The 12887-nt window shown below is 45.5% G+C and carries 8 protein-coding genes; 2 read left to right on the forward strand and 6 right to left on the reverse strand.

Annotated elements, in window-relative coordinates; translation table 11 throughout:
* Window positions 1-14: 14 nt before the first annotated feature.
* From recA to xdhA, 5 genes are all read right to left on the reverse strand, one after another.
* Window positions 15-1130: a recombinase RecA gene (recA, locus tag HMPREF9625_RS04395; protein WP_009535789.1), complete on the reverse strand. Its 1116-nt coding sequence runs from the start codon at window positions 1128-1130 to the stop codon at window positions 15-17.
* Between the two features lie 369 nt (window positions 1131-1499).
* Window positions 1500-4079 (reverse strand): selenium-dependent xanthine dehydrogenase, encoded by a 2580-nt coding sequence (gene xdh / locus HMPREF9625_RS04400; protein WP_009535790.1) that lies wholly within the window; start codon window positions 4077-4079, stop codon window positions 1500-1502.
* A gap of 16 nt (window positions 4080-4095) precedes the next feature.
* The gene (xdhC, locus tag HMPREF9625_RS04405) at window positions 4096-4581 is read right to left on the reverse strand and encodes a xanthine dehydrogenase subunit XdhC (protein WP_009535791.1); all 486 of its coding nucleotides are present in this window, start codon (window positions 4579-4581) and stop codon (window positions 4096-4098) included.
* Window positions 4574-5464 carry a xanthine dehydrogenase subunit XdhB gene (gene xdhB, locus HMPREF9625_RS04410; protein WP_009535792.1) on the reverse strand — a complete coding sequence of 297 codons (891 nt, stop codon included), beginning with the start codon at window positions 5462-5464 and terminating at the stop codon, window positions 4574-4576. Before xdhB ends, xdhC begins: the two co-directional genes overlap by 8 nt.
* Before the next feature lie 13 nt (window positions 5465-5477).
* Window positions 5478-7916: a xanthine dehydrogenase subunit XdhA gene (xdhA, locus tag HMPREF9625_RS04415; RefSeq protein WP_009535793.1), complete on the reverse strand. Its 2439-nt coding sequence runs from the start codon at window positions 7914-7916 to the stop codon at window positions 5478-5480.
* A 489-nt stretch (window positions 7917-8405) separates the two neighbouring features.
* Here xdhA and HMPREF9625_RS04420 point away from each other — a divergent pair, with 489 nt between their 5' ends.
* Both HMPREF9625_RS04420 and HMPREF9625_RS04425 read left to right on the forward strand, forming a co-directional pair.
* Window positions 8406-9755 carry a uracil-xanthine permease family protein gene (locus HMPREF9625_RS04420; protein WP_009535794.1) on the forward strand — a complete coding sequence of 450 codons (1350 nt, stop codon included), beginning with the start codon at window positions 8406-8408 and terminating at the stop codon, window positions 9753-9755.
* Window positions 9756-10080: 325 nt separating this feature from the next.
* A complete protein-coding gene (locus tag HMPREF9625_RS04425; protein WP_009535795.1) occupies window positions 10081-11448 on the forward strand; it encodes a peptide MFS transporter in 1368 nt (455 codons plus the stop codon).
* Between the two features lie 233 nt (window positions 11449-11681).
* Here HMPREF9625_RS04425 and HMPREF9625_RS04435 read toward each other — a convergent pair whose 3' ends face one another.
* On the reverse strand, window positions 11682-12863 hold the full coding sequence (locus HMPREF9625_RS04435; protein ID WP_009535796.1) for an acyltransferase family protein: 1182 nt from the start codon (window positions 12861-12863) through the stop codon (window positions 11682-11684).
* Window positions 12864-12887: the final 24 nt, after the last annotated feature.

Here is a 12887-nt window from a genome sequence, read left to right on the forward strand (position 1 = left end):
ATCGTTCTGATTCTTTAAGCTTCCTGAGCAGAGGTATCCACAGCGCTCTCTTCCTCTTCTACCGCATTGATTACCGCTTCCAGATACGGATCCTCTTTTAAACCGTATTCCTTCCGAAGCTCTTTTTCGAGCTCCGCCATAAGCTTGGGATGATCCTTCAAAAAGGTCTTGGCATTCTCTCTACCCTGTCCGATTTTATTGCCCTGATAAGCAAACCATGCTCCGCTCTTCTCAATCATCTTCTTTTCTACTGCCAGGTCCAAAATCTCTCCTTCCTTGGAGATACCACTGCCGAAGCTGATGTCGAACTCCACCTGCTTAAAGGGAGGAGCAATCTTATTCTTCGCAATCTTTACCTTTACACGGTTTCCGCTAAACTCTCCTTCCCCCGCCTTAATAGACTCTCCCTTCCGAATATCGATTCGCACGGAAGCATAGAATTTCAGCGCTCTTCCTCCGGTTGTTGTCTCCGGATTTCCAAACATTACGCCCACCTTTTCACGAAGCTGATTGATGAAAATAAGAATGCAATTGGACTTCGAAATAATGGCTGTCAGTTTTCTAAGTGCCATGGACATCAGTCTTGCCTGTAACCCCACATGGCTGTCTCCCATTTCTCCATCGATTTCCGCCTTGGGTACCAGTGCAGCAACGGAGTCTACAACCAGAATATCCATTGCGCCGGAACGAACCATGGTTTCCGCAATATCAAGAGCCTGCTCTCCGGAGTCAGGCTGAGATACATATAGATTGTCAATATCCACACCGATTGCCTGCGCGTAGCGGGGATCTAAAGCATGTTCCGCATCAATAAACGCTGCAATGCCGCCTCTCTTTTGTACCTCTGCAACGGCATGCAAAGCCAATGTGGTTTTTCCGGAAGACTCCGGCCCGTAGATTTCTATAATTCTGCCTCTGGGAAAGCCGCCCGCACCAAGTGCAATATCCACGGAAAGGGAGCCTGTAGGTACCACTTCGATATCCTTATTGACTCCGGCATCTCCCAATTTCATAATGGATCCTTTTCCGCAGTCCTTCTCTATCTTTGTTAAGGCGGCATCCAGTGCCTTCAGCTTCTCCTCATGGTCCACCAGCGCTACTACCGGGGCCTTACTCACTTTACTAGCCATATTTTCTCCTTTTTACATATCTCTTCCAATAAGATAAGAATTTTTTTATCACGGGTATCCGTCACACAAGCTCCAGCAACAGTATTGTTTCCTTCTTCTTCTACGCTTAAAGCTTCGACTTTTGGCATTATAACACAGAACATACTTTCTTTCTATACTTCATATTCGGATAAGGTTTCATTCTATTTTGAGGCGATTGAGCCTCTTAAATAGCCGTTTTAGGTAATAAAAAGGAATAAAAAGGCATCCTTCCTTTATCAAATTTTTTGATATTGTGAAAAAACAAAAAAAGAGAAGCAGGCAAGACGAAAATAGAAGTACTTTTCGATTTTAACCTGCTTCTCCAATACTTATTCTGTTAGAAATACCTTATTTTTTCTTCCGATAGAAGGTTCCTTCCAGCGGAAGCTTCGTTCTGAACTCATGGTCAAAGGCATAGTATGCATTTGCAATGGCCGGAGCGATAGGAATACTTGCAATCTCTCCGATTCCCTTTGCGCCGTGTGCGAACGGGAGAGGGGTATCTTTTTCCACATAAATGGCATGGATGTTCGGAATCTGGTTTGCACGCAGAAGGCCCAAGGTACCCAATTTCGCAGTAGGCACACAGTCCTTTAAGGGGAAGTCCTCGGTTAAGGCATAGCCCATTCCCATGAGTACACCGCCCTCAATCTGTCCCTGAATGGATACCGGATTCACAACTTTTCCGGAATCATGAGCGGCATATACATCCGTCACTCTTCCCTCATCATCCAAAATAGCCACATTGGTTGCAAAAGCATAAGCTACATGGGATTTCGGGTTCGGGAGATCCGCACCAAGCTTATCTGTCGGATCAAAGAACTCGTAAAAATATTCTTTTCCGTTCAGCTCTTCCAGCTTCCCTCCTGCTGCATCAAGATCTTTTTTAACCTCGGCAGCCAGTCCCCTAACCGCTTCACCGGTAATCAGCGTCTGACGAGATCCGGAGGTCGTTCCGGAGTCCGGGGAATCCTCGGTGGATCCTCTGGAAATACTGAGTTTCTCTATGGGAAGGCCGGTTTCACTCTGTAATATCTGGGTGAATACCGTACGACAGCCCTGTCCGATATCGGAAGCTGCGGTATAGACTCTAAGCTTTCCGTCTAACACTTCCGCTCTTGCTCTACCTTTATCCGGAAGTCCTACACCGACTCCGGCATTCTTTAAAGCACAGGCAATGCCCGCTCTTCCGGGATGGGCTTCATAAACATCCTTTACCGCAAGAAGCGTTTCCTTAAGTGCCGTGGAACAATCCGCAATCTGCCCGTTCGGAAGCACCTTTCCGGGTTCGATGGCATTACGGAAGCGAATCTCCCAAGGACTGATTCCCACCATTTCCGCAAGCCTGTCAATCAGCATTTCCAAAGCATACTCACTTTGACAAACACCGAAGCCTCGGAAAGCTCCTGCAGGAGGGTTATTGGTATAATACCCATATCCCAAAATATTCGTATTCTGATAGGTGTACGGACCTACGGAGTGCGTACAGGCTCTCTCTAAAACCGGGCCGCAAAGAGAAGCATAAGCTCCGGTATCAAAGTTGATTTCACAATCCAGCCCCTGGAAGATGCCGTTTTCATCGCAGGCCAGAGTAAAGGTTCCCTCCATGGCATGACGCTTCGGGTGGAAGTTGATGGATTCCTGACGAGAGAACTTGACCTTTACAGGTCTGTTCGCCTTCAAAGCCATAAGCACTGCAATATGCTGTACGGAAACATCTTCCTTACCGCCGAATCCGCCGCCGACCAGCTTGTTCTCCACTACAATACGGGAAGGATCCCAGCCCATCATAATGGAAATTTCTTTTCTGGTGTCGTATGCCCCCTGGTCGGTGGTATAGACCTTTACACCGTCCTTATACGGGAAGGCAACAGCACACTCCGGCTCCATAAAGGCATGCTCTGTAAAAGGTGTGGAGAAGCTGTCCGTCACAACATACTTTGCGTTCGCAATAGCTGTCTTCGCATCTCCGCGACTTACATGTCTTTGCTGGCAGAGATTTCCGTTTTGATGAATCTTCGGGGCATTTTCCGCCTTGGCCTCCGCTATGCTTCTTACCGGCTCCAAGACCTCGTATTCTACCTTCACAAGTTTCTTAGCCGCCTCCAGAATAGAAGGAGTCTCTGCACAGATCAGACAAAGCGCATCTCCGATACAGCGGGTAATGTCCCCTTCGGCAATCATAACGTCCCAGTCTTGCTGGATATGTCCGACCTTATTGTTCGGAACGTCCTCCGCCTTTAAGACGCAAAGTACTCCGGGGAGACTTTCCGCAGCTTCCGTATTGATTTTCAAAATCTTCGCCCTCGGATGCTCGGTACGTACTGCACCGCCGTAGGCCATATTTTCCATCTCCACATCATCCGGGTATTCTCCTGTACCAAGTACTTTCTCCCGGACATCCACACGGAATGCGGACTGCCCGATGCCGAAGTCTTCTCCGCACTCCAATCCGGAAAGAATCTTCTCTTCTCCGCGAAGCACCTTAGCTGCCAGGTCAATTCCTTCGATAATCTTCTTATATCCCGTGCAACGGCAAATATTTCCGCGAATGGCTTTTTTAATATCCTCTTCCGTCGGATTCGGATTCTCATCGATAAGCGCCTTCGCACTCATCACCATACCGGGAATACAGAAACCGCACTGCACGGAACCGCAGCGGCCGAAGGCATAGACATAGGCCTCCTTCTCTTTAGTACTTAGCCCTTCCACGGTCACGATATTCTTCCCTACCGCCTTCTTGGTTGTCAAAATGCAGGAACGCATAGCCTTACCATCAATAATGATAGTACAGGTTCCGCAAGCTCCCTCACTGCAACCGTCCTTTACCGACTTGCACTTTAAATCATCTCTTAGATAGCGAAGGAGAGGCTTATCCTCCTCCGTTCCCACTTCTCGACCATTTACAATAAAACGATATTGCTCCATTTTAACCTCCTGCGGCTTACTTATGTGTTGCCAAATAAGTTTCCTCTACTGCTCTTTCTACTGCCTTTAAAATATTTTCATAACCGGTACAACGGCAAAGATGCCCGGAAATCAGCTTACGAAGCTCGTCTTTCGTGTAACGCTTACCGGATCCCACAATCTCTACAGCGGACATAATAATCCCCGGTGTGCAGAAACCGCACTGTACGGCTGCTTCCTCGATAAAAGCTCTCTGAATCGGACTTAACTCTCCATTTTCGCCTTTTAATCCCTCAACTGTCATGACCGATTTTCCATCCGCCCACATTGCGAGGTAGATACAGCTGTCTATCGCCTCTCCGTCTACCAAAACGGTACAGGCACCACACTCTCCTACCTCACAGCCCTTCTTCACCGAAGTGAGATCCAAGCGGTTTCTCAGGGTATCGAGCAGGGACTCACGCTCGTCTACGGCAAGCTCTACTTTTTTTCCGTTAACGGTAAAATGAATGATTTTAAGCATGAATCTCTCCTCCCTGCAGGCGAATTGCCTCCTCTAATGCCCTCTTTGCCAGAGTCGCGATAATCTGTAAACGGAATTCCTTGGAAGCTCTCCAAGAACTTCTGGGATTCACTTCTGTTAAAGCAATCTTTACATATTCCTCCATCCGCTTTTCATCATGGATATCCGCACCCTTTAAGCTTTCCTCCGCTTTCTTACAACGAATCGGCGTCGGAGCCGCTACCCCGTAAGCCAGCCTGCAATCCAGAATGCTCTTCTTATCTTCACTCAGCTTTACCATAGCGGCGCAGCCAAGAGTAGCGATCTCCATGGCCTTTCTCTTTCCGTACTTAATGTACTTTCCGCTCCAGCCCTCGTAATTTTCTCTTGGAATTCTGAAGCCCGTACAGACTTCATTCCATTTTCTAACGGTTTTTCCCGGTCCGGTATAAAACTCGGAAATCGGCACCTCTCGCTCTCCCTCCGGCCCTACCAAATGTACTATCGCATCCAGCGCTCTGATACTTGCCGCAGAATCCGCAGAGGTTGCACCGTTACAGATATTTCCTCCAATGGTTCCCATATTTCTAATCTGCGGTCCTCCCACAGTATCCACTGCCTCTCCCAGCATAAGGAGATGCTTCTGAATCAAAGGGTCATTGGTAATATGAGTGAAGCTTGTTCCGGCACCGATAAAGAGGTCCCCGTTCTCCAGCATCTTCACACCCTTGATTTCTTCTATATTTTTAATGGAAACCAATGCTTTTCCCGCATCTTTTCCTTCTCTGACACGAATGAGCACATCGGTTCCGCCGGAAATCACTTCCGCATTTTCATTTTCCGACAACGCCTTCACCGCATCTTCTACGCTCTTTGCCTCGTAAAACTCCTGAATATCGAACATTACTCACCCTCCCTTAAATAGTCTCAAGTAAACCGGCTTCTCTGAAAGCATCGGTAAGTCTCTGGGCAGTCATCGGCGCCGTGTTCATTGCTACACCGGTAGCCTGTAAAATGGCGTTTCGAATGGCAGGTCCTGCCGGAATAATAGGAGGTTCGCCCAAGCTCTTGTTCCCGTAGGGGCCTGTGGGATCATCCAATTCCACAAAATCCACCTGCATGTCCGGAACGTCCATAGCGGTAGGAATCTTAAAGTCCAAAAGATTGTCATTCAAGACTCTTCCTGTCTTCTCATCTACAAGAAGCTCCTCGGAAAGAGCGAAACCGATACTTTGTGCGATACCGCCGTGTACCTGTCCCGTTGCGGTTGCATGGTTGATAATCACACCGGAGTCATGCACCTGCACAAGATTCTTTACTTCTACAAGTCCAAGCGGAATATCCACCTCTACCTCTACAAAGCAAGCACCGGAGGAAAAGCTGTTTTCCTTACAATGGTTCGTAAGCTCAGCGGTAATGTGTACGGAACGATCCAGGGAATAGAATGCGGTGTCCGCCAAGATCCGAAGAGGAAGCACGGCTTTTCCGTTCTTCTTCTCGATGATTTCCGACTCCAGAACATCTAACATCTCCTTGGTGATTTCTTCGTCTTCCTTTAAGCCATACGCTTCCCGGATTGCCTTAGCGGCAGCTGTCACTTCATTTAAGTATACGGTCTTAGAGAAATCCTCTACTGCATGATTCACCATATACACGGCATAGTCGATGAGTTTTCTCTTAAACTCTTCCGCAACCTTCTTACAAGCCTTACCGGAAACATAGGTCTGGCGAGACGCGTAAGCCCCGGTATCGAAGGGTGCCGTATCGGTATCCTGTGTGGATTCAATATAAATATCTTCGAATCGAAGTCCGGAGGACTCTGCTGCCATCTGCACAAATACGGTATCCGCACCCTGCCCGATCTCCGTTGCTCCCATAAAGAGCTGTGCGGAACCGTCCTGATTTAATACCATACGGGCAGAAGCTGTCTCCAAAGCAATGGGGTACACACCGGTCTTATAACAGAAAATAGCCATGCCGATACCTCTGCGCTTCTCTCCACTCTGCGGCTTATCATACTCCGCTCTCTTTTCCTTCCAGTGCACGAGTTCCGCGCCCTTTTCCATGGTCTGCTTTAAACCGTAGGAATGGAAGGTAATGCCGTTATGCGGGTCTTTAAAGCCTGCCGGCATGCAGTTTTTCATTCGAAGCTCCAAGGGATCGATTCCCAGCTTCTTTGCGATATCGTCCGTCTGACACTCGGTAAACCAAACCGACTGCGGAATACCGTAAGCTCTCATCGCACCTGCTGTAGGTGCATTGGTATAGACTGTCCAGCAATCCACCTCCGTACCGAGTTTATCCTGATACAGTTCCTTATAGACATTTCCGCAGTTGGCACAAATCGCATGCCCGTGAGAAGCATAACCGCCGTTGTTGGAAAAAGCCTCCAGCTTTCTTGCGAGGAACTGTCCGTCCTTCGTCACCACCGCCTTCGTGTGTCCCGTAATCTGGTGTCTCGTTCTGGTTCCGTAAATGGTTTCCTCTCTGGAAATCTCAAGGCGAACCGGTCTACCGCCAACCTGCATGGACATATAAGCATTCAACGGCTCATAGAGCATATCCTGCTTGTTTCCAAAGCCGCCTCCGATATAGGGCTTAATAATCCGCACCTTTCCCGCCGGAACGCCGAGCGCCATGGAGGCATAGAGCTTCACAATATGCGGAATCTGGGTGGAGCTGACAATGGTAATCTTTCCGTTTACGTCCACATAGGCAAAGGAAACCGGAAGTTCGATATGACAATGGGAAATCTTCGGCGTGTCATAGACTTCCGAAAACTCTACGATATTATCCTCTCCATACTGTTCTTTTGCTTTCTTTACCCCTTCTTCATAGGTAAAGTCCTTTTCCACCATTGTCATATGGCTGTGCACAATGACATTGTCCTTACGAAGATCCGGATGAAGCGGAGTTGCCCCTTCCTTTAAGGCTTCCTCTACGGTTGTCATTACAGGATACTCTTCGTACTCCACCTTCAAAAGGCGAAGCGCCTGAGAACAGGCTACTTCATTTTCCGCAATAACACAGGCAATATCATCTCCATAGATACGAACTCTCTGATTCAAGAGCTTTCTGTCGCATATATCTTGGTGTGCCTTCTCTACGGACCAAGGATGTCCGGCAGTCGGGAACTGGATATCCGGTACATCAAAACAGGTAATAATCTTTACCACTCCGGGAACCTTCTCCGCCTCTGTCGTATCGATGCTCTTTACCAAACCGTTTGCAATCGTGGAATGATAAACCTTGCCATGCAAAATATTCTTCGGCTCCAAGTCCGCAGTATACTTTGCTTCACCCGTTACCTTGCCATAGGCATCTACTCGAATCTTGTCTTGTCCTACCTCTCTCATAGAAATCCTCCTGACCTCCTGACTACCAAAAGCAATCTATCCTAAGCTTTTATTTCACAAACTGATGAATGGGCTATCCTATTCTTTTAATTAAAAAAGAATATAAATTCCCAACTTTCCTTAATATAGTATAAAATTTGTTTTTTCTAGCGTCTATTCACAAAAATAAACAGTATTTTTTGGATTTTATCATGCATTATATACCAAAAAATTATTTAGATTTTCCCTTCCTTTCTCTATATTCTTCCCTTTTCTATGCCTTCCTTTACAAATTCGATTTATTACTTCAACTTTCTGAAATATACCCCTTATTATCTGCTATATTTTGTGCAAAATACAAATATTTTTTATTCCAAGTTTTAATTTAATTCCATTTTCTCCAAGATAGACATTATTTTAACCAAGTGCTACACTTCAGCTTAAGTAAATTTATAAATATTTTATATTTATGGAAGAGGAACGTTCCTTTTCCATAAAGAAGGAGGACAAATGAGTCAAGAAAAAGCAGGAAATGTCTCTATGGAGAACATCTACCGTCTGGACGGCCGTGTACCTGTTGGAAAAGCAATCCCTTTCGGCCTGCAGCACGTACTTGCCATGTTCGTATCTAACCTCGCTCCCATTACCATCATTGCCGGAGCGGCACAGCCCGCACTTTCTCAACAGGAGATTGCATCTCTGATTCAAAACGCGATGTTCGTCGCCGGAATCGCTTCCATGATTCAGCTCTTTCCTATATGGAAGGTTGGCGCAAAACTGCCCATCATTATGGGTGTGAGTTTCACCTTTGTAACCATTTTATCCACCATTGCCGCAAATTATGGCTACCCGACCGTAATCGGCGCCGTATTGGTAGGCGGCATCTTTGAAGGAACTCTGGGACTTTTGGCAAAGTACTGGAAGAAACTGATTTCTCCCATCGTATCCGCAACCGTAGTAACCTCTATCGGCCTTTCTCTCTTTACGGTGGGTGCCAGATCCTTCGGAGGCGGCTATGCCGAAGATTTCGGTTCCGCAACAAACCTAGCCATTGCAAGTATTACTTTACTGACCTGCATCATATGGAGCATTTTTGTAAAAGGCTATATGAAGCAGCTTTCCGTTTTGGCCGGTCTTGTAGTCGGCTACATTCTATCTATCTTTGTCGGAAAGGTGGACTATAGTACTCTACTTTCCAAGGGCTTCGTTTCTCTTCCGAAGATTCTTCCTTATATGCCGAAGTTTAACCTCGGGGCTATCGTTTCTGTTTGCATCATCTTCCTGGTATCCGCAACCGAAACCATCGGTGACACCACTGCCATGGTTGTATCGGGACTCAATAGAGACATTACGGAGAAAGAAATCTCCGGTTCACTCGCATGTGACGGATATGCTTCTTCCATTTCTTCTCTCTTCGGATGCGCTCCGGTTACTTCCTTCTCCCAAAACGTCGGTCTAATTGCCATGACCAAGGTTGTTAATCGCTTCACTATCGCAACCGGCGCTGCTGCTATGATGCTCGCAGGTCTGCTTCCTCCTGTAGGACAGTTCTTCTCCTCCCTTCCCCAGTGTGTATTGGGAGGCTGCACCATCATGATGTTCGGTAGCATCGTTGTTTCCGGTATGCAAATGATTGCTTCCTGCGGATTTTCACAGAGAAATATCGTGATTGCTTCCCTCTCTTTGGCAATCGGTGTAGGCTTTACCGCCAGCACGGAAGCTGAAATTTGGCACATTTTCCCGTCCATTGTGCAGATCGTATTCGGTGCCAACGTCGTTGCGGTAGTATTCGTAGTAGCCCTTCTTTTAAGCTTTATCCTTCCGAAGGATATGGATGTGAAAAAAATCTCTGTTGAGTAAAAAATGTTTTAGAAATATATATTAGAAAATCAAGACTTATAAATTTATTGCCGGCTTTTTTAATTCTTCTTTTGGCAAATATTAATTTATCTAATATAAGTACTTGAATTAATAAAATATATTTATTTTAGCGATACAATAAACATTATTCCGCATTTCCCCGTTGAATCCTGAAAGATAAAAGAATATAATTACAGAACTCGAACTAATATCTTTCTTTTTTGTAAACAATTATAAAGAAAGATAGGGGGGAAGGAATTTGCAACAAAAGAAGTTGTTTTTCCTTGTTACTAATTTTTAAGTCCTTTTAGGAGGGGGATTTCAAATGACCAACACAGTTCAAACAAAAGCGAATCCCAAAGCAGGCTTCTGGTTTTGTAACTTCGCCTTCACTTTGGAGCGTTTCAGCTACTACTCCGCAAAATGGTTAATCATCCAGTTTATTGCGTTGGAAGCAGCTAAGGGTGGCTTAGGCATCACGGATGGTTCCAATGCGGTTTATCAGTCCTTTTTCGTTGCCTTTACCTACCTGGCACCACTTTTCGGATCTGTTCTTTCCGACCGTTTCTTCGGTGCAAAGTACCTCGTTCCAATCGGAATGGCTCTGATGAGCCTTGGTTACTTTGTAGGCTTTAACGCACACAGCTTAGGCGGAATGGCTCTCATGATCGGTCTTGTATCCATCGGAACCGGTCTCTTTAAGCCACAGACCAACTCTATCACCGGCCTTCTTTTCTCTGATAAGAAGGAGCTCGACAAAGCATTCTCCACACAGTACTCCATGGTTAACTTGGGAAGCTTTATCGGAACAACTTCTATCGGATTGATTGCAGGAAGCTACGGTTACAGAATCTGTTTCTTGGTTTGTGCCGTTGCTATGTTGATTAACGCTGTTTTGTTCGTTTGTTCTTGGAAATCTCTCGGCGAAGTCGGTGCAAGACCCTTCAAAGAGAATGAAAAGAAGGATACAAGCGCAGCAGATTCTGAAACAGTGGAGAAAAAGCCGCTCACCAAGATTGAGAAGCAGAGAATCGCAGCTATCGTATTCGTATCCGCCTTCTCCGCTATTTTCTGGATTTTCTGGTATATGGCTTATCTTCCGGTTTATGATTACTGGGGAACTGCAATTCAGGAAGCAGGAAAAGAAGTGTATCGTATGAACTGGCAGATTGGAAGCTTCCAGGTTCCGACTTCCTTCTTCGATTCCTTGAACGGTTTAGTATGTATCGCTCTCGGCCCAATTCTCGGTATACTTTGGGAGATGGATGCAAGAAGACCGAATGGCGGATTGACTATCTTTAAGCACACTGCATTAGGTCTCGGCCTTTTGGGAGTTGCTTTTGCCGTTTTTGCCTTTGCGGATATTACAAGAGGCGGACAGCCTGCAAACTTGCTCTGGGTAGTTCTCTTCGGATTTGTTTTATCCTTCGGTGAGATGACCTTCTCCCCGCTTGGTAACTCCTTCATTTCCAAGTTTGCTCCGAAAAGACTGCTTTCCGCAATGATGGCGGTATGGACTTGTGCAATCTTTATTGCAGGACTTTCCTACGGTGCACTGTATAACGCAATTTCCAAGATCCCCTTTGCTACATCCAGCTTCGGTATTGCTGCAATCTTAATTGTTGTTGCTGCAATCCTTTGGGGTATGGACGGTAAGTTAAGAAGTCTTGTTATCGAAGATAAGAAAGACTAATAAATGAAAGCAAAAGGGCTATAAAGAAACAGTACAAACGAGAGACAGTATGCTTTGCGCACGACTCTCGTTCAGAACAAAAAAGGTGCTCAGATTCCCATCTGAGCACCTTTTTGAATATAAGCTTATAGGACAAAACGGGTTGATAAAAACCGCTCTACAGATAGATAAATATACCATCAGGAATGCCCCTGCTCGTTTTTATACTGCAAAACATCTCTTCTACGGACTTTTTATCCTGTAAAACGAAAACGGCAAAGATTGTCCAGCGTCTTTCTCCCTAATACAAAAAGAAGAAGCAAGGATAAGAGGAGCAAAAAGATATAGAAGAGAAGAATCAGCCAAAAAGGGATTCCCTCGTGCCAGAACGGCTGTTCCAGTCCTCCGGCAAAAAAAGCATCTCGGAAAGGGCGATGGAATACATAAATCGGCATTGAATAGTGACCCATTTTCATAAGAAAAGTCTCTCTATCCTGAAATACTCGTTCCATTCCAAAGTAAATCTGACTTCCCCTGGAAGTAATTTCCGGTTGAATACTCTCCTTCTTCTGCCGAAGAAAAATCAGGAGCCCATAAAAGAAATAAGCAATGCAAAGGGAAAAGGGAATAAAAGCGATTCTTATCAGGGTCGGGTGTTTTTTAAAGAAAGGCAGAATCGCTTCGCCCTCGATACGGTAGCCCCAGGTACCGTAAAAAACGCGGGTATAGGGAAGAAGTTTTGGCAAAAATAGAATTATAATCAGGGTAAAACAAAATCCCAAAACGAAAGGGGGCCTATGTATTTTTTGAAAAGAAAAATCGCCGAGTTTCGCAAGCATTCCCAGATAGAAAAAAGGGGCAAAGCCCAGAATTCTGTCTGAAGCCAGAAAATCCTTCCATTCTTCGCCGATTTTCATAAAGGACAAAGGGATAGAGAGTAAAATCAAGCATAAAAAATAAAAGCTGATGACCTGCTCTCCCGTCTTTTTTCTACGAAAAATTTCCATAGGGAGGAGAGTCAGCTCCAAAAAGAAAAGGACAAGAAGATACCATGGTGTAGAAGATTCATGAAAGAAATCCGGCCAAGTCGTATGCACATCATAGAAGAGGATGTCAGCACGATGTAACATGAATTTCATCAATATATATAAGAGAAGATAAGAAAAGAGGGAACGAAAACTCGTCCCTCTTTTTTTCCATTTTCCATAAGCAAAGTAGCCGGAAAGAAAGAGAAATGCCGGCATATGAAAGCTGTAAATCAGATAAAAGCTACGGTTAAACAGAGGATAAGGGCTATCGCTAAGCGGAAGAAGAAAGTGTCCCAGTACAACCAAAAAGATGAGAAATCCCTTAAAACTGTCGAGCTCCTTCACTCTTTTCTTTGTTTTGTCTCTTCCCTTTTCCTTCCTTTCCTCTTTTCGTATACTCTCTCGCAAAGTGACTCTTCCCCCTTTTTTCAT

The sequence above is a fragment of the Oribacterium parvum ACB1 genome (genome assembly GCF_000238055.2).
Taxonomy (GTDB): Bacteria; Bacillota; Clostridia; order Lachnospirales; family Lachnospiraceae; genus Oribacterium; species Oribacterium parvum.

What these genes read in the sequence shown, in the direction of transcription:
- xdh (WP_009535790.1), bottom strand. Translation starts at nt 4,079, where the DNA reads ATGGAGCAATATCGTTTTATTGTAAATGGTCGAGAAGTGGGAACGGAG.
- xdhC (WP_009535791.1), bottom strand. Translation starts at nt 4,581, where the DNA reads ATGCTTAAAATCATTCATTTTACCGTTAACGGAAAAAAAGTAGAGCTT.
- xdhB (WP_009535792.1), bottom strand. Translation starts at nt 5,464, where the DNA reads ATGTTCGATATTCAGGAGTTTTACGAGGCAAAGAGCGTAGAAGATGCG.
- HMPREF9625_RS04425 (WP_009535795.1), top strand. Translation starts at nt 10,081, where the DNA reads ATGACCAACACAGTTCAAACAAAAGCGAATCCCAAAGCAGGCTTCTGG.
- HMPREF9625_RS04420 (WP_009535794.1), top strand. Translation starts at nt 8,406, where the DNA reads ATGAGTCAAGAAAAAGCAGGAAATGTCTCTATGGAGAACATCTACCGT.
- xdhA (WP_009535793.1), bottom strand. Translation starts at nt 7,916, where the DNA reads ATGAGAGAGGTAGGACAAGACAAGATTCGAGTAGATGCCTATGGCAAG.
- recA (WP_009535789.1), bottom strand. Translation starts at nt 1,130, where the DNA reads ATGGCTAGTAAAGTGAGTAAGGCCCCGGTAGTAGCGCTGGTGGACCAT.